The sequence below is a fragment of the Blautia sp. aa_0143 genome (assembly GCF_004167315.1).
GTDB classification, from domain to species: Bacteria; Bacillota; Clostridia; order Lachnospirales; family Lachnospiraceae; genus Blautia_A; species Blautia_A fusiformis.
This window is the reverse complement of the sequence record NZ_RCXU01000030.1, coordinates 1-19,315: the sequence shown is the minus strand read 5'-3', so window position 1 is coordinate 19,315 and position 19,315 is coordinate 1. Positions and strand designations below refer to the sequence as shown.

Genomic DNA, 19,315 nt, shown 5'->3' with positions numbered 1-19,315 from the left:
CTATTTCTCCCTAATTGTCAGGAACAGGAGCTCCAGGGCAAGTTCGAGATTAACATTGGCACGGAGACGCACCTTCGTCTTCTCCAGTGCCTCAAGGATTTTTTCGATATTCTCATAAGAACGCTCGCTGGCCTGCTCTCTGATAAAATTAATCTCCTGTTTAAAAACCAGGTTGTCAATTTCCCTTGTTGCCTTAAACATCAGAACATCGCGGAACCAGAACTGGAAAATATCCAGATAATCATTGATATTATTCTTATCAGCAGTCAAAGTCTTGATCGCCTCTGTCAGCTCATAAACCTCCATGGAATTGGCATATTTCAAAATCTTCAGGGCATTGGCAGTCATATCCGCAAACTCCTGAGAAGTCGCAGCCTCCTTCGCCTTGCCGATACTGCCCTGCGCATAAGACGCATCGATCTCAGCCTGATAATCCGGCACCTGAAGATGCTCCATCAGATATTCCTTCACAAGACTGTCATCCACCACCTTCAGATCCAGACGCACACATCTGGAACGGATCGTAGGAAGAAGACTGTCGATATTGCTTGTCAGCAGCATGATCACCGCATATTCCGGCGGTTCCTCGATAGTTTTCAAAATGGCATTCTGCGCCTGCACCGTCATCATCTCCGCATCCGGAATGATATAGATCTTATACGGACTGCAGTACGGCTTGATATCCACATCACGCACAACCTGGTCACGCACCTCGTCAATGCTGATGCTTCCAGGCTTCTCGTGAGTTACTGTAATGATATCCGGATGATTCTTGCCGATCACCTTCTTACAGGAATCACAAGTCATACACGGTTCAGACTCTCCCGATTCACACTGCAGCGCTGCCGCAAAAGTCCCTGCAAGAAGCTTCTTGCCGGATCCCGGTTCCCCTGTAAAAATATAAGAGTGGGATACCTTCCCTGTCTCTATCGCATTCTTCAAATGCCTGATTATATCGTCATGGCCGATGATGTCATGAAATCCTGCCATAAGAATCACCTCTTTCTGCCTTTTGTGCCCTCCGTTATACCCGGCGGACATCTTTCAACTAATTATAACATAATCTTCTGTATAAAAAAAACTATTTTTCCTTATTGTACAGATTTTATATAATTTACGATCTCCTTCACACATTCATCCAGATTATGATTCTCAAAACGCTTCCATATACCTGCTTTAAGAATATTTTCCTCGGAAAAATCATTCTGGTCTGCAAGAAAACGCCTGCACATCTCCTCATACTTCGGCACCTCCTGGGTCTTCTCCCTGGCAAGCGCACGCTCCAGACGCTCTCCGTCTTCCACCTCTATATAAATAGGCCACATCACTTCATTGCCGTAATACTCCCGGAGCCTCACAAAAGACTCCAGTGTACCGATCCCCAGATAGCTGTCATTTCCCACAGACACCTGCCCATCATCCGCAGTAAAATATGTCCACGGCCCGTAAACCGTCTGATAAGTACGCGCCTCGATCAGCTTCCCGTTTCTTCGGAACTCCTTCAGTTTATTCTCATCTGCAAAAAAATATTCTCTTCCGTTCTCCTCTCCATCCCGGATCGGACGGGTAGTATAGATCACAAGCCGCTTAAGCCCCAGCTCCTGATCCTTCTCCAGTTGTCTGTAAATACTGTCCTTGCCGGAAGAGCTTTTTCCCATAATGTAAAAAATCTTTCCCATATGTCTCCTCTGCTGCATATGCGTTACTATACACGCTCTGATCCGTAATACACAGATCCGTCTGCTGCCACGCACCTCACATCTCATTTCTCACAACACACACCGTCTCACTGGTCTGGTCGCTCAGGCCCTGGACCTCAAAGCCCTGTTCCAGGTATCTTCTCACATTTTTTACGAAATGTCCAGAAATCTGTTCCCCCGGAACGATCAGCGGGATCCCCGGCGGATAAAGATACGCAAACTCCCCGGACGTCCGTCCGATACACTCATCCAGCGGACACCGCTCACTCTCCGCATCCATAGCCTGGGAGATCCGCATGATCTGCTTCATTTTTCCGTTTTTCAAAGGCTCCTTCTCCACAGCCTCTTCTCTGTATTTTAACGATTCACGGCGGTCGATCTCTTCAATAGCATCACAAAGCCGCTCAAAACCCTCCGCCGTATCACCCACAGCCGCCAGCGCCAGCACATAATTCTCCGCCTCCATCTCCATTTCCAGATGAAACTCCCTCCGGAGGATCTGATGCAGCTCCCGGCCGTTCAGCGAACTGTTCACAGTAGAAATCAATATCTTGGATCTGTCAAAATCAAAAACCCTCTGGCACTCACAGGCCTGCGGCGTCACCAGTCGGATATACTTACATTCAGAAAGACGCCTGCGTGCTTTTTCCAGATTCTCCGTAAACACACGGAACATCTCATCCCCCTCACGCTCCAGCTTATCCATGCACGCATCAATGCTGCTCATAAGAATATAAGAAGGACTGCTGCTCTGATAGATTCCCAGAAAACGCTTCAGTTTTTCCCGGCTCACACGATCACTGCACAGGTGGATCACCCCCGTCTGGGTCAGACAGGGCAGCGTCTTATGCACACTGTTGATCACCACATCCGCACCAAGCTGCGCCGCAGACACCGGAAAATAATCCGAAAACCGAAAATGCGCCCCGTGAGCCTCATCCACGATCAGCGGCACACCATAGTGATGCGCGATCTCCGCGATCCTCGCCACATCCGACACGATCCCGTCATAAGTCGGCGAAGTGATCAGCACCGCCTGGATCTCCGGATTTTCCGCCAGATACATTTCCACACGGCCAGGTGAAATCCCTCCGTTTATCCCCAATTTCGGATCCTCATGTGGATAAATATACGTGACACTCAGCTCCCGCAGATAAATCGCATGGTAAACCGCCTTATGGCAGTTCCTTGCCACCAGGATCTGTCCCCCCTTATCCACAGCCGCAGACACCGCCGCCAGGATCGCCCCGGAGCTTCCATTAATACTGTAAAAACTCTCCGGCACACCATAAAGCCGTGCAACATCCTCCTGCGCCCTTTTCAAAATATCCTCAGCATGATGCAGGTTATCAAACCCGTCAATCTCCGTAATATCCATCTCCACCGGAAAATCCCCCTCCACAGCCAGCGGATTCCTCTTATGCCCCGGCATATGAAACGGATAAAAATCACTCTTACCGTACGCTTCCAGTTTCTTGTATAATCTGTCTTCCATAGTTCGTCCTTTTCATCCTAAAAACAAGGAGGGGCTATCACCAGACGATATTCCCCTCCATTTTTATCACATCTCAGCAAAATCGATCCTCAGATCCTCATAGATCCCCACTTTGATCGAATCCTGAAATGTATACTGCTCCGTATCCTCATTTTCAAAATCATACACCATTACCAGCTTCTTCACAGGATCCACGATCCAGTACTCTCTCACACCGGCAGTCCTGTATTTAAACAGCTTGGTATAATAATCCATACGCCTGCTCGCCGGAGAAACGATCTCGATGATCCAGTCCGGAGCCCCCTTACATCCCCTGTCATCCAGCTTATCCGGATCACAGATAACAGAAACATCCGGTTCCACATAAGTATTCGTCTTCTCATCCAGATACACCGCAAACGGTGCGGCAAACACCTCACATTTCCCCTTGTTAGAATCTATATAGTTACCTATCTTTCTGGACAAGATACTTGAAATCCTCTGATGCATCGTATTCGGCGGCGCCATATAATAAATATGTCCATCGATCAGTTCCGCTCTTTCACCCTCCGGCAAAGCATAAATATCCTCTATCGTATAAATTCTTTCCCTCAACAGCGGCATATCTCCACTCCTCTCAAAAGCACCCGACAGATCATACACCATCATTCCGATCTGCACTCATACACCTGCAGTAGCTCCATCCGAAGCCTTCCCCACAGGCTCACACCTTAAACCGATACCCCACACCCCAGATCGTCTCAATATACTGCGGCTTGGCCGTATTAAACTCGATCTTTTCACGGATCTTCTTGATATGCACCGTAACTGTAGCGATATCACCCACAGACTCCATATCCCAGATTTCCCGGAAAAGCTCTTCCTTTGTAAAAACCCTGTTCGGATTCTCAGCCAGAAAAGTCAAAAGATCAAACTCCTTGGTAGTAAACGTCGTCTCCTCACCATTGACCCACACACGCCTGGCCGTCTTATCGATCTTAATACCACGGATCTCGATCACATCATTCTTATGCACATTGGAACCAACCAGCCGGTTATAACGCTCCATATGCGCCTTCACACGTGCAACCAGCTCACTTGGGCTGAACGGCTTGGTCATATAATCATCCGCACCAAGACCCAGTCCCCGGATCTTATCGATATCATCCTTCTTGGCCGAAACCATAATGATCGGCGTATTCTTCTCCTCACGGACCTGCCGGCAGATATCAAAACCATCCACCTCCGGAAGCATCAGATCCAGGATGATCAGATCAAACTCCTCCTTCATGGCACGTACAAGCCCCGTATCACCACGGTTCTCGATCTCCACCTCAAAACCCGAAAGCTCCAGATAATCCTTCTCCAGATCCGCGATCGCTTCCTCATCCTCTATGATCAAAATCCTACTCATTCATCGGTACCTCCTGATATTTTCTGAGAACAAAATACATGATCGTTCCGATCCCCAGCCGGCTTGTGGCCCAGACCTTTCCACCATGATCCTCCATGATCTTCTTTACGATGGAAAGTCCAATACCGCTTCCTCCCTTGGAAGAATTTCTGGAAACATCGGTACGGTAAAAACGGTCAAAAATATACGGCAGATCCTTGGCGGCAATACCCTTGCCGTTATCCTCGATCTCCACCTGGATAAAATCACCCACATCCTTCACCCGAAGCTGGATGATCCCCCTTGGCTTCTCCATATACTTAATGGCATTACTCACGATATTATGGATCACACGGCGGATCTGCTCACCATCCGCAATAACCTGCACACCCTTCTCCACATAATTGGCATACACAAGCTCGATCCCCCTGGTCTCCATCTCAAGCCCAAGCTCCTCCGCACAATCCGAAAAATAATCCTCCACATTCAGCTTGCTGAACGTATACGGAATACGGTTGGTATCGATCTTGGAATAAAAGGTCAGCTCATTGATCAGATGATCCATCTCATTGGTCTTATTATAAATGGTACGCACATACCGGTCCATCTTCTCCGGCGTATCCGCCACACCATCCATGATTCCCTCCACATAACCCTTCACCGCAGTGATCGGCGTCTTCAGATCATGGGAAATATTGCTGATCAGCTCCTTATTCTCCTTATCCATCAGGATCTTCTCTTCCGTGGACTCCTTCAGACGCTTACGCATCTCCTCAAAATCCTGGCAAAGCTGGGAAAATTCATCATTCCCCTCAACCTCCAGCACAAAATCCAGATTCCCCTCCTTGATGTTCTTGGTAGCCTTCTTAAGCTTCACCAGCGGAACCGCAATGCTCCGATAGATCCACAGCCCTACGGACAATGCGGTAAAAACAAGGATGATCGTTGCGGTCAGGATCATATCCTTAGCCATCAGCTTCACCTGGCTGCTGGAAGACTGCGGCAGCGAAATATCATAGACCATCTGGCTGGAATCCGAAGCCTGGCTGCTGCTCTCCTGCACATGCTTCGCCTGCGTCTGGCTGAACCCGTACAGACTTGCGGAAAAAAGAAGCAGCGGCAGCAGGATGATCGCAACGAAGCCCACAATAATACGTGTTTTTAACTTCATCTGTATCTCCGTCCTTTATAAATTCACACATTCACATACACGTATTATAACATAAACTATATTCCCTATCTCTAAATTTTCTATAAAAAACCCCATCTTCCAGCATCAGTATTATTCCATTTTGTTCTAAACTATGCTATCATATTTTTGTTGTCCACCCGATACCCGGCAACGGGAGGAGGTGAGTTCTTTTGGAAATTATTATCTCTTTTCTTGTTTCCTGCATGGCAAACATAACTGCCTATTACGTTTGCAAATGGCTAGACGGCAACAAGTAGGACAACGCTAACCTAGTGGTTTCTTGTCCACTATAAAAAATTAGAAGAAGCCCCCGGTATTGGCACTACCGGGGGCTTCACTCTTTGTTCTTTTGGAACTATTACTATCTCTTTTGCCTAATGGCATTATATCATATGCATTTCTTAAAATCAATATTCCTGCCAAAAGGATATATAAATATTTTTTTTGACTCTCTTACAGATACTTCTTCAGAGTCTCAACCTTGTCCAGATGCTCCCATGGAAGATCAACATCTGTACGGCCGAAATGACCATAAGCAGCAGTCTGCTTGTAGATCGGACGGCGAAGGTCAAGCATCTTGATGATACCAGCCGGACGAAGATCAAAATTCTCACGAACGATCTCAACAAGCTTAGTCTCAGAAAGCTTACCTGTTCCGAAGGTATTCACACTGACAGAAGTCGGATGCGCAACACCGATCGCATAGGAAAGCTGGATCTCACACTTGTCAGCAAGACCGGCTGCAACAATGTTCTTTGCAACATAACGTGCAGCATAAGCAGCAGAACGGTCAACCTTTGTGCAATCCTTACCGGAGAAAGCACCGCCGCCGTGACGTCCTGTTCCGCCGTAGGTATCAACGATGATCTTACGACCTGTCAGACCACTGTCACCGTGAGGTCCGCCGATAACAAAACGACCTGTCGGATTGATGAAATACTTCGTATCCGCATCAACCATATCAGCCGGAATGATCGCATCAAAAACATACTTCTTAATATCCTCATGGATCTGCTCCTGAGTAACATCCGGATCATGCTGTGTAGAGCATACAACAGCATCGATTCTCTTCGGCTTGCCGGCCTCATCATACTCAACAGTAACCTGAGTCTTTCCATCCGGTCTTAAATATTTCAGAGTGCCGTCCTTACGAACCTTTGTCAGCTGCTGAGCAAGCTTGTGAGCCATGTTGATGGCATATGGCATATACTCCTCAGTCTCATTGGAAGCATAACCAAACTGAAGACCCTGGTCACCGGCACCGATGGAATCCAGCTCGTCCTCATTCATATCGTCCTCTTTCTGCTCAAGAGCCTTGTCAACACCCATAGCGATATCTGTGGACTGCTTGTCAAGTGATGTGATAACCGCACAGGTATCTGCGTCAAAGCCATAATCCGCATTGTCATATCCGATCTCACGGATAGTATCGCGAACGATCTTCTGGATATCAACATTAGCCTTGGTTGTGATCTCGCCCATAACAAGTACAAGACCTGTTGTAGTAGCAGTCTCACATGCAACACGGCTCATCGGATCCTGTGCCATCATAGCATCAAGGATCGCATCGGAAATAGAGTCGCAGACCTTGTCAGGATGACCCTCAGTTACAGATTCAGATGTAAATAAAATTTTCTCCATGATCTTCTCCTTTTGTAATAAAACAACGGTTATATACATAAAAAACAGCCCGTACAATCCGGACTGTTTAAATTCTGTAAACAATCCTCTTATTGTTCGATTGCTCGCTCAGGTTGGCACCTTCCTGGGTTATCCGGGGTTGCCGTGGCTTCACAGATCCTTTGTATCTCCACCACTCTGAATAAAAGGCTATCTTTTATGAAATTTACTGCAACACATACAATATACTTATCATACCAAAATGTCAAGAGCAATTTTCGAGAAAAAATATCACCCGCTGCTTTTTCATCCCCAATACGTAAATATTCCAAAAAAAGAACCGGGCATCCACATCGCCCGGTTCTTCCATCGATCATCCTTCAGAATGATCCGTTATTTATTTTTTCTTCTTTCTCTTAACTCCATAAGCTGCACCACCGCCAACAATGATCGCTGCTGCAAGGATTCCAACCCATACGCCGATCGGTGTATCATCGCCGGTCTTTACAGAACGTCTTGCTGTACCGCTGGTATCGTTCGGAGCAGTTCCGCCCGCTGTGCCGTTATTCGGGATCGGAGTGATCCGATCATTTCCACCATGATTTCCACCAGGTGTAGCAGTCGGAATCGGTGTCGGCTCAGAAGAAAGACTGTTGGTGATCTCCTTTGTTACAGTATATCGGTTATCATTATTCAGTGTAACCTCACCCTGACCGGTAACTGTATACTTAAAGGTATCATCATCAACCGGATTTCCATCCTTATCCGTCTCCAGAACAGTATAAGTAACACTGTTGATCTCCTGATCTGTTGGAAGATCCACTGTTACCTGAACACTACCATTCTGTTTCAGAGTCACTACCTTCTCAAGCGTCAGCTCACCGTTACTCTCAGTGGAGAACAAACCAGCATAGAACGTATCATCCACAGTAGAAGCAACACCATCAATCATCACATTCTTCTTAATGTTGATATATCCGTTACGGCTAAATACATCGGAAATCTTTGTATAATAGTTATTTACATAAGCCGCAGCCTCAGTAACACCACTATCTCCACCGATCACAACCTGATTGGACTTCTCTTCACTCTCACCATTCGGCTTCGTTACATTGTAGTAGTAAAGATTCTCATCATCCACCTTGATCTTCGTATTCTGCTGAAGAAGATTTCCATCCTCATCCAGCTCAAATACATAATAGGTGCCATCCGGAACATCCGTCCATGTAGCTGTACCACTGGAAGCATTCTGGATATGGATTTTCTGCATTTCTCCGTAACGGGCCTCTCCATCCGGATCAAGGTAAAGCCCAACATTATAAGTTACATCCTCCTTCGTTTCCAGAGGAATCACATTGTCGTTCTCATCAACATTATAGATCCTCTTCGTAACCTGGATCTGTGTATGCTTCTGCGGATTACTTACAGACTTCGGATAAGCCTGTACATCGTACATCCAGCCCTGCTCCTGATCTGCAAAAGGAACGGAGATCAGCATCGGTGAAACCATAACACTGCTGTTTCCATCTGTCTGCACCACCAGGTACATACCCTCAGCCAGATCAGCGAAAGTCATATTCCCCTCTGCATCAGAGGACTTGGACATACCCCACACATCCACGATTCCGCTGACGATCATAGCCGCCAGCTTCTCTGCCGCTTCATACCAGCCATCAGCCGTCGTGATGGAATCAAAATCGATTGCTGCGGCAGCCAGTGCCTCATCCAACACGAAATGCACATTGCCATCAAAATTCACACTGCCAACCTTGTAGATCGTCAGCCCTACATCCGGCAGCGGAGTCTGGTTTCCCTCCTCATCCGCCTGCTGAACCGTCAACGTCAGATTACCTGTTTTTCCAGCTTCATAATCCCCGGCGAAAACCGGCTGCAAAACACTCGTGACCAGCATAGCCGTCAGCATCAGAACAGCCAGAAGGCTCCGGAATATTTTCCCTTGCTTTCTTCTATTTTTCATCGCTCTCTGCCTCCTCTTTCCTTTCTGAAAGCTGCTTCTTTTTCCGTTTTTTGTCCCTATGACGGACGATCAGATAAATCAGCAGAATCAGAACAACAAGCACTGCAGCGCCGCCGGCCAGAACCCTCTTCGGATCCACAACAGCAAGCTTCTGCGGTATCGTTTCGTCATTCTTTGTATCTTCCACCACATATTTCGTCCGCACTCCCCGGACAAGAAGCCTGTGGGTGTTAACTCCATAAGGGGTACACGTGATCAGAGTCACATGATCTTCACCCTCGATAATATCCAGGTCACTGGTCTCATCCGGAAGCACCGTCTTGATCTGATCCACCTTGTAGGCCAGATGCTTGCCAAGAATGTGCAGGATAAAAATATCTCCCTTTTCCATCTGATCCAGATCTGTAAAAAGCTTCGCATTAGGAAGACCTCGATGCGCCGCCAGAACCGCATGGGTGCTCTTGCCTCCGATAGGAAGACTGGTGCCCTCCACGTGGCCCACACCCTTTTCCAGCACGGTCTTGCTCAATCCGTGATAGATAGCCAGCTTCGCTTTGATCTTCGGGATCTCGATACTGCCCATCAGTCCGTCACCGTTAGGATCCAGGACTCCGTCATAGGGATGACTCAACTCATAAGTATCCTCTTCCTCAAAAGCATCTACAATGGCATTCACCGGATGCTCGGCATTATACTCCTTCGCCTCTTTCCACAGCCTGTCATAGTCATTGTCCGAAAGCTCCGTTACCGCTTCCTCGTACTTACTGACCAGCTGGGCGTTACGGTACTGGTTCCACATATCACTGATCGTAGGATAAAGGAACACCCCCGCCCCCGCCAGAAATACCAAGGCAATAAAAATGTTCAGGACAACATTACTCTTTTTCTTTTTTTTCTTTTTAGCCATAAATCATTTCCTGCGTCGTTTTTTGTTCTGAACAGAATTGATACCGGCAACCAGGATCACCGCGATCACAATTCCGATCACAACACAGAGAGCAAGCATCGGAAGCGTTGGATTGGTGATTCCGGTAACCTTCTTCTCTGTTTTCTGAACCGCCTTCGCAGCCTTCATCGGAACTCTGTGTCCCCTCACCAGAAGTCTGTGCGTATTCACCGCATAAGGCGTACACGTAACCAGCGTTACATAATCATCCCCATCCGTGATACCCAGAGACTCTGTCTGCTCCGGAAGAACGGTAAGAATCTGATCCACCTCGTAGGCAAGAGTCTTACCCAGCACATGCAGGTAAAAAACATCTCCCTCTTCCACAAGATTCAGATCTGTAAAAAGTTTCGCACTTGGAAGTCCTCTGTGTGCCGACAAAATACAATGGGTACTCTTGCCGCCAACCGGAAGACTGCTGCCGAACAAATGACCTGCACCCTTCTCCAGAGACTCATCTGTCGTGTAATGATAGATTGGAATGCTCACATCGATCACAGGAATCTCCACATACCCCATCATTCCATCACCATTCAGGTTCAGAAGAGACTCATATGTACTGTCCGTCTGTCCATCCCTCACGGAAAAAGCATCCGGCACACTTTCCTGCTTGATCTGTTCGTTATACTCCTGAGCTGCCTTCCACATACTGTCAATCTTCTCCGAATTATCATCCGAAGAAACACTGCTGCTATAATTACTGATCAGCAGGCTGTCCCTGTACCGGTTCCAGGCATCACTGACCATTGGATACAGCAGTATGGACAACCCTATCAGAAACAGCAAACCAAGTCCAATATAATTTTTCTTCTTATTCTTTCTCATAGGTTTCTCCATACTGTTGTATTTACCACTCCCGGCCCCCGAAAGGGCCGGGCGGTAAAAGATTTACTACTTTGTTTTAATACTTGCTTTGTCGTTGCTTATAAATAATTTTTGAATTGAATCGATCCGGCAATCAAACGATTACTCCTCAGATCCTTTTCTGCGGCTGATGAAGAAAGCACCAGCAGCGCCAGCCATAACTACAACACCGATGATAGTGAAGAGGTATGTTCCCATGCCACCTGTGGATGGAAGGGAGTTGAGTTTTGTATCATTTAAGCCACCTTCATTATACAATTTAGCTGTAGCAACTTCTCCGTCTACAGTAAGTGTAAGTGTCTTACCATCTGTATTAATAGAATATCCTTTTGGTGCTTTTGTTTCTTCAAAGTGATAAGAACCAACATCTAAACCTTCTACGTCAATATAACCATTTGCATCTGTCACAAGTTTTGAATCAGCATCTTTTGTATCTGGAGCATATTTATATTTTCCAGTTTTTTCTTCCTTTACGAATGTTAACGGTACTTCTTCTCCATCTTTATACAATACAAACTCAGCACCTTCCAATGCTTTATTTATATCACCATCGCCATATTTCATCAGAACTAATTCTCCAGTAAATAACTTAACTGGAACATTATTTCCGCCGTAATCTACACCTGCTGCATGGCTACCTGCTTTATTTTCTACTGTTGTTTCATTTACTTTTGCTGTATAAGTAACTGTAATTTTCTTTCCAGCATTCGGATTAGCTGTATCTGCAACTAATTTACCTAAATCAACAGTAAATCCATTGCCTTTATCATTTACTACGATTTCACCAACCTGGCCATTTTTGCCTTCCATTGTTACACTATTAACAGCATTTGGTCCTGTTAAATAGTAATCAGCACCAGTAATTTTATCAGTGATTGTAAATGTTCTGTTCTCTGTATTTGCTGCATCAATAAAAGGTACGTATGCGTCGATTGTATAAGTTACAATATCTCCAATTGCTACTACATGATCGGCATCTTCTGTTGTTTTATCTACAGATGTTGAAGATTTTTTAGCAATTACTTCTGTACCTGATAACGCTGGATATGGCTCGCCAAATCCTACATAAGCAGTTGCTGTTTTATAAGTATAGCCTTCCTCTTCTGCTTTAATTGCATAAATACCAGCTTCACTTACTTCAATTTTTGTCTTATCTGTTAATGTTGTAAATCCAGTAAGTGCTGCAACTTTACTTAATGCTAAGTCAATATTTGCTGCTGTTACATTTGCTGCTGTTACGCCAGTTGGTAAAGCAACATTAGTATCTTTAAACTTAATTAATCCCCAGATAACTTTCTGCTGTGCATCAGCGGAATTGGTCATTCCTAATGCTTCTGTGAAGCATGCTCCTGCTCCATTCACAAATGCCCAACCAGAAGTTGTGCTCTCATCCTTTTGAATGATCTGCATACACTCAACACTGTCTGCCGTATTAAAACCTGTAAGTTTAATTGTAGCATTTCCATCTGCAAATACCGCTGTGCACATAGACAGTACCATAACCGCTGCCACTAATAATGCACCAATCTTTTTTAATAAATTTTTCATAAGGTTTGCACCTTTCTTTCTCTGCATTTTTCTTTTTCGCCCTTCATCGGCCATTTACAATTAATGTGTTACGATCTCTTTGCTTCTTCCTCCCTTCGTTTATTCTTTATAAACAACAGGAGTGCAGTTGCAAGAATCGCTACACCACTGATTGTAAATCCATAGGTTCCCGGACCACCGGATTCTGGTAAGGAATAAAGTTTAGCATTTTTGATTGTTAAAACTTTATTCGTTTCATCCAAAGTCCACATCTCACTACTATTTGCTGCCTCACCATTTTCATTAACAAGTTCTACTTTTCCTAATGAGATTTTGAAACAAATACTGCTACCCAGTATTGAATATCCCTTCGGAGCGATAATCTCTGTCAGCCTATAAATACCCGATTTCAATTTGGTCAGTTCAATATCTGAATGCCCATTGATTACTTTTATACCATTCTGAATAGTTTTCCAATTATCACCATTTTTTATTTCCAAATTAAATTCAGAACCTGTTAATAGATGATTTTCTGTATCTGTCTTCTTCAGATCCAGTTTTGTTACTGCTTCGTTTGTGTAGGAAGCAACACCCTTCACACCACCATCAGTTTGTTTATACGTATAATTCTTAATGACATTATTTTTATCCGTGTCATAACCAAGTCTGAAAGTCAATGATTTGGATGTATCTGATTTAGAGTTTTCGCAATCTGTCTGCCCGTCAACCTCAAATGCTTGAATTGTATATCCATCTGCTTCTACTTCCGTTACAGTGTAATATCCTCTTGGAAGATTCTCTAATTTTGCAACTCCACTAGTCTGATCAGCTTCAACTATCACCTTCAGCGGACTACCAGAAACAGCATTTCCATCTGAATCCTCTACATTAAATTTAAACGTTCTGGCTTCTGTAGACGCTTCTGTCACATTCTTTATAATCTGAATCTGACCGCTGATAACATTGATTTTATAAATACCATATAGATTGTTATTACCAGGATTTTTCGCTGTCTCAGTTCCCACGAAATGTCCGTCTGTATTAGTTTTACTCGTATCCGTTGATTCTGTTGGAGCAGTATAAGTTACTTCCAGATAATACTCAGTTCCATCATTAAGTGCAGTTTTTATTTCAGACTCATCGATGTTTGTTCTAACACCGTTGTCTTTTTTAAACCACTGTAATTTAATTAATGAAGTAGCATCCTCTTTTTTAGAATCTGTTTCGTTTACTGTACCATCTTTGTAAGATGTTGGTTTACTAGTGGCAAACAACTCATTCCGAATTTGCTCATCCATTGGTACGGAATCACCTTTGTAGATAGTAATCTCTTTATCCTTAACTACCAGATTAACTTTGACATTAACCGTAGGCTGATCCAATACTTTCTTCAAATCTCCTACGCTAATCTTAGAATCAGGGGAGACGTTGGTAGGAATATTGTTACCACCGATGAAACTATCTTTTGCTTTTACAGTAATGGTTCTACTCCAGCCATTTGTACCATCTGTCGTGTGTTTAATGGTCTGATCAGTCCACTGTACCTGATAAGTACCGTCATTACGCTTTGTTACAATCCCACCATTCTCTAATGTATATTTCCCACCTTCGAAATTGGTTTCGGTGATAACATTACCTCTATCTACAATTTCAAATCTACTGTCGATCACATCAGTAATTGTTGCACCGGTAATGTCAACGTTCTTATTAATTGTACTACTGATACTCTGGAAAATTTGTGTAAGCGATGCTGCATCATCTGCTGTTTTTGCGCAATCTGATGATGAAGCAATTCCTGGATACTTTTTACCATCATACGTACCACCAGACAAGAACGTCTTCGCGCGATCTCCTTCATCATTAAGTGCAAAGCCTATGGTGTATACTGTATATGGATTTTTTGCATTATCCACATTATTTCTTAGGCCTGTTTTTAATTCGCCTGCCTGAGTTTCAGCATTTTTTTGTGCATTACTATTCCACTTATTACCTCCGCCAGTCGGCTTACCATCGGTGAACAGAACCACATACTTAGGATTTGTATCAACCATAGCATCCAACTTGTTCTTTGCATCCTCAAGTCCTACCGCAGGATCCGTACCTCCATTCGCCTTCAAATCTTTAACGAAATTCTTAAGTTCCGTTACCTTTGCACTATCTGCAGTACCTACTTCTCCCAGACTTACAGATGTTCCATGATTACCATATGGTCTATTGTAGTCGTCAGTACTGCTAAATACAGTAATACCTATTTTACTATTCGGAGATTTCTTCGCTGTATCATCTATAAACTGATTTACAGCATTCTTAAGTGCATCAAGCCGGGTTTCTGTTGTGCTAGTTCTTGTATATATTTTACAATTATTATATTTGTCTTTCGCTGCATCATCTGATGAACCCCTCGGACCCACACGCCATCCTTTGTTATAATAAGAAGAATACCACATCTCCTTATAAGAACCATCCACCTCAATATAATACGTTACATTACGATTTAGAAGCTTCTTGTCATCTCTTGCTTCAGAAGTATTATTAGCAACAAATGTGTATGAATAAGAAGTAATATCCTCTCCCATCGATCCGGACACATCCAATACCAACATGATATCTGCCACAGACGTTTTCGTTTCAATTATGGAACTTGTACTTGTGGATGTTGCGTTAATGGTAATGTCGTAGGTTCTCTGATCCCAGTCTTTCACTTTAGCCGTTTTGCTAGTCACCATACTGGAGTTGATAATTTCTTCCGGAGTCTCATTCAGAATTTTATTGTCTTTAACTGCTGTTCCTGAACTGTTTTTTAATGTGGTTGTAACATTATTATTTTCTTTTGTTACCGTTACCGTCCATTTTTCATTGGAAGCAACATATCCCACTGGCGCCTGAATCTCTTTCAGATAATATGTTCCTGCTCTCAGCTTATCAAATGTAACTTTTCCGCTATCATCAGATGTAGCTGTTGCAATCTGTGTTGTGCACTCTTCGTCATTATAAAGAGTAAATCTTGCATCGCTAAGTCCAGCACCTTTTTTATTAACTTTTTGGAAATTCAGAGTTCCAAGCGCATCCGTTGTTACCTGTGAAATTGTTACGTTTGGAAGGGTAAAATTCATGTAACAGTTAGAAGCACCTGCTCCTCGTTCCATATAAAGAACCGTTAATGTATGTGTAGATTTATCTCCTTTATCCAAATAATCCCTCAAGTTCACAGTTTTAGTTGCCGCATTATGAATTCCACCTAAATCAATGATAATCTGCTGATTTTCTTTTCCTCCATCCATGACAACCCACATATCGTCATCACCGGTAAAAGAATAATTTAATGGACCTACATAATCACCAATGTTGAACTCCATGTCATAACGCATTCCAAAATAATAATTATGTTCTTTACCATCATTCCCAAGTGCACTTTGCGTTTTTCTAGTATATCCTTTCTCATACTTTGAAGCCACAGTATCTAATGGAAAGAAATCTTCTCCCGAATTTTCCTTTTTATTTAACTTATACTGTGTTGTTACGTTAGTGCCACTTCCATCTGTTACACCCGTTAATGTATATGTGTCACCACTTCTTTCAAAATTCAAATTATAATCTTTATATACTTTTCTTAAGTAATTGTCTTTTGAATTTCCTGCCAGTAAATCAGTCTCATTAAAAAATCCTGGATCTGGATAATTAAATTCTACATTGCCATTTTCATCTAGTCCCTTCAACAAATCAGTAATAACATCTTTGCCTCCAGTCCATAAGTTAACCGTTTTGTTACCCTTTTGCCAAGTATATTGATATGGCGTATAGTTTTGATCTGCTAATTTTCCATTATGGGTTTCACCCATACTTAACTTCTTATTACTGTCTGGATCACTATAATTACTCTTCTGATTAATGGAATAATAAGTACTTCCACTCTCTCCGGCCTTTACCGTATAATCATAAAACGTAGGTGCACCGGCGAATGTTCCAGTGGTAGGAGTATAATATACTTTAACCGTAGCATCCTGTGCTAATTCAATATCACCTGCCGCTACAGTATTCTCTTTTCCATCTATAACTACTTTTACTTCCTTGATATCCCAGTTTGTAGCCTTCTTACAATCAAATTTCTGCCCAACTGAAAGTTCTTTATCAACATCATCTGCATAAATCTTCTCTCCAGTTGTTGCGTCATAATGCTCTATTGTAACTTTTATCTTATCGTCACGCTTATTACCAACGATTACATAAGTCGAAAAATGCGTAGTCTCGAACTCAACATCACCATTCTTGGCAACGCTGCCATCCATATTTTCAACGTTATCATTCTCGTCTACGTGATATACATCCGCATCCTTGATCTTCTTCTCATCATTCAGAGATACAGATACCTTCACTGAAGCACCTGGCTGAACCTCTTCGCCGTCTACCAGGAATTTGATATCGTAGGAATGGATCTTCTCGATGGCTTTCTTTTCTTTGATTGCTTCTTCTGTAATCTGGTCTTTGGCTTCCTGACTGAGCTCTACTGGTGTTACGGAAAGCTCTGCATTGTCCGGAAGGTCTGCCGGATCGGTAAGAGTAACCTTTACATTGACTTCGTCACTCGTGTAATCATATCTGGTGATCTCCGGCTGAATTTCTTCTTCCTGAACATCCTCAGGCTCTTCTGCCTCATCACTGCTGTCAACAACCTGTGCCATATCACTTCTTATGTAAGCCTCGGTTCCTTCCCAGGAAACCTTGTACCAGGTTGCTCCGTCCTCTGCTGTTACGGTATCCAGAAGTGTGAGCTGTGTTCCTGCGTTTACAGTTGCCAGAACCTCTGCCTCGATAGATGGGCTGACACGAAGATTCGTATCGTCTCCCAGAACCTCAATCAGGCTTGTCTCACCATTCTCATCTGCTGCCGGAACATCCTCCGGGCTCGCAATATCCTCTGCCGGTTCTTCCACCACATCCGGATCCTCTGTCGGCGCTTCGGTAGGTTCAGCATCCGGATTCTCCGCCGGAGCCTCAGAAGGCTCTGCATCAGGAGTTACCTCCGGATTCTCTGCTGCCGGTGTCTCAGCTGCATCCTGCTCAGGCTCGTCCGAAATATCCATTCCGTCCGTAAGCTCCTCTGATGCGATAGACACCTCGTCCTCATTACCGGAAACAGCTTCCGCCTCGACATCTGCTGTCTCAGGAGAATCCCACATAACGGCAAAAACAGCTGCGTTGCCAGTCTCAACCTGAAGTGTCTGGATCTGTTTGCCTTCGTTGACATTCAGAACCTTCAGATCCTCGTTGGCCTGTAAGGTGTTAACATCAGTATCACCGGTACTGCTGTTATAATGAAGCTTCTCAACGGTTACACTCGTGCTGGCTGCATCGGTAAGCTCCGGTGCTGCCGGTGTCTTGTACTCAAAAGTTACTCTGACTCTGCCGTTCGGCTCGACTCTGTTTCCGTCGCCATCAGCAAAATACACATCATACGCAAAAAAACCTCTCAGGCTGCTGCCCTTGTCTGTAGCTGCTGCTGAAAGCTTCTGAGAAACTGTATCATAAGATACGGATGAATTCTCGTTTACGCCGTCAGCCTTCAATGCTGTATTCTGCGGAAGAGCTCCGTCCTCCAGTGCCTCTGCTGTTACTTTAACAGAATCATTCTCATATGTAAGCGTCGATTGCTGCGCCTGTTCCGTTTCCTCCTGGTCAGCGCTGCTTACATCCGGTGTCGATTCTTCGGCCGCTGGTTCAGATGTAATTTCGCCATCTGTAAATATATCCTCCGTTCCATCTCCGAACGCCTCACTCGCGGAGATTGTATATGCACTTGGCATACAGGATACCATCAACGCCAAAGCCACCATAAATGCCAGGAGTTTTCTGATCTTATTATTCCTTAATTTTTTCATACCTTTCCCGCTTTCCTATGTGTGCATTAACGTGTACTGTATTTCTTATTACTTTACTTCTGTTTATATTCCTTTCTCTTAAAAAAGCTTCATGTTTTTAGCCGGTGAGTAAACAGGTTACACCTTTTCAATATTTTACCCTTATGTGATTGTAATATCAATATACCAGGCATTTTTGGTAAGGATATTGACATTATCAGATGCTATCGAGAATCAGTCTTCAACTCCTCCTTCTTAACTTACTCGTTCACTGGTTCTTTTCGTCTGATTTCCCAATAAAATCTGACTATTTGTGGTATTTATTATACAACACTACCAGTTGTTTTGTAAGGCCCGTTTTTTCAAAAAAAAGTGCCTCTGTCACTATTTTAACATAAATTTTTTCAGCTCATCCCGCTTCTTGACATTCAGCTTGCAAAAGATATCCGTAAGGTAATGCTTGACAGTATTAATGGAAATCCCCAGATGCTCTCCGATCTCCTTATTAGTCCATCCCCCACTTGCCAGCATGGCAATAGAAAACTCCATCGTCGACAGCTCCCCCGTAACCTTTCTCCGGTTTTCCGGATTATGAAGCGCCATCCAGCCCCTGCTAAAAGAAATCACACCCTCCGTAATCCGCTGATACGCCTCCGGATCCCGGTTCCGGATACAAGCCTCGATCAGCCTGCAAATTATGCTTAAACGGAATGCCAGTTCCGCTACTGCGGAACTGCTATTCCATTTTTAACGGTACGAAGTACCG

General features: G+C 44.0%; 13 protein-coding genes and 1 riboswitch. All 13 genes read right to left on the bottom strand.

All coding sequences use genetic code 11. The features are described 5' to 3' along the window. The 13 genes from holB to EAI83_RS13975 all read right to left on the bottom strand — a co-directional run bounded on the left by holB (position 1) and on the right by EAI83_RS13975 (position 19,152). The gene (gene holB, locus EAI83_RS14035) at positions 1–990 is read right to left on the bottom strand and encodes a DNA polymerase III subunit delta' (RefSeq protein WP_015526578.1); all 990 of its coding nucleotides are present in this window, start codon (positions 988–990) and stop codon (positions 1–3) included. Between the two features lie 101 nt (positions 991–1,091). Next, a complete protein-coding gene (locus EAI83_RS14030) occupies positions 1,092–1,679 on the bottom strand; it encodes a guanylate kinase (protein WP_129975817.1) in 588 nt (195 codons plus the stop codon). A 76-nt stretch (positions 1,680–1,755) separates the two neighbouring features. Then, positions 1,756–3,195, bottom strand: a complete 1,440-nt coding sequence (locus EAI83_RS14025) for an aminotransferase class I/II-fold pyridoxal phosphate-dependent enzyme (protein WP_129975815.1) — start codon at positions 3,193–3,195, stop codon at positions 1,756–1,758. A gap of 66 nt (positions 3,196–3,261) precedes the next feature. Further along, positions 3,262–3,798 (bottom strand): Uma2 family endonuclease, encoded by a 537-nt coding sequence (locus EAI83_RS14020; protein WP_129975837.1) that lies wholly within the window; start codon positions 3,796–3,798, stop codon positions 3,262–3,264. Positions 3,799–3,898: 100 nt separating this feature from the next. After that, entirely contained in the window at positions 3,899–4,588 is a 690-nt protein-coding gene (locus tag EAI83_RS14015) for a response regulator transcription factor (protein WP_015526575.1), read from the bottom strand. Further along, positions 4,581–5,738 (bottom strand): sensor histidine kinase, encoded by a 1,158-nt coding sequence (locus tag EAI83_RS14010; RefSeq protein WP_059086499.1) that lies wholly within the window; start codon positions 5,736–5,738, stop codon positions 4,581–4,583. The genes EAI83_RS14015 and EAI83_RS14010 overlap by 8 nt, the downstream gene beginning before the upstream one ends. Positions 5,739–6,212: 474 nt before the next feature. Continuing rightward, positions 6,213–7,400: a methionine adenosyltransferase gene (gene metK / locus EAI83_RS14005; RefSeq protein ID WP_015526574.1), complete on the bottom strand. Its 1,188-nt coding sequence runs from the start codon at positions 7,398–7,400 to the stop codon at positions 6,213–6,215. A gap of 86 nt (positions 7,401–7,486) precedes the next feature. Further along, positions 7,487–7,588, bottom strand: a riboswitch (SAM riboswitch). A 188-nt stretch (positions 7,589–7,776) separates the two neighbouring features. Continuing rightward, positions 7,777–9,357: a pilin N-terminal domain-containing protein gene (locus EAI83_RS14000; protein WP_129975813.1), complete on the bottom strand. Its 1,581-nt coding sequence runs from the start codon at positions 9,355–9,357 to the stop codon at positions 7,777–7,779. Next, positions 9,347–10,264 carry a class C sortase gene (locus EAI83_RS13995; RefSeq protein ID WP_129975811.1) on the bottom strand — a complete coding sequence of 306 codons (918 nt, stop codon included), beginning with the start codon at positions 10,262–10,264 and terminating at the stop codon, positions 9,347–9,349. Before EAI83_RS13995 ends, EAI83_RS14000 begins: the two co-directional genes overlap by 11 nt. A gap of 3 nt (positions 10,265–10,267) precedes the next feature. Further along, positions 10,268–11,128: a class C sortase gene (locus EAI83_RS13990; RefSeq protein WP_227752307.1), complete on the bottom strand. Its 861-nt coding sequence runs from the start codon at positions 11,126–11,128 to the stop codon at positions 10,268–10,270. Positions 11,129–11,269: 141 nt separating this feature from the next. Beyond that, positions 11,270–12,715, bottom strand: coding sequence for a SpaH/EbpB family LPXTG-anchored major pilin (locus EAI83_RS13985; protein ID WP_161206381.1), 1,446 nt, complete (start codon positions 12,713–12,715; stop codon positions 11,270–11,272). Between the two features lie 68 nt (positions 12,716–12,783). Then, on the bottom strand, positions 12,784–18,570 hold the full coding sequence (locus EAI83_RS13980; RefSeq protein ID WP_129975807.1) for a SpaA isopeptide-forming pilin-related protein: 5,787 nt from the start codon (positions 18,568–18,570) through the stop codon (positions 12,784–12,786). A gap of 363 nt (positions 18,571–18,933) precedes the next feature. After that, complete coding sequence (locus EAI83_RS13975) at positions 18,934–19,152, bottom strand: helix-turn-helix transcriptional regulator (RefSeq protein ID WP_044961618.1); 219 nt, start codon at positions 19,150–19,152, stop codon at positions 18,934–18,936. Between the last annotated feature and the right edge of the window lie 163 nt (positions 19,153–19,315).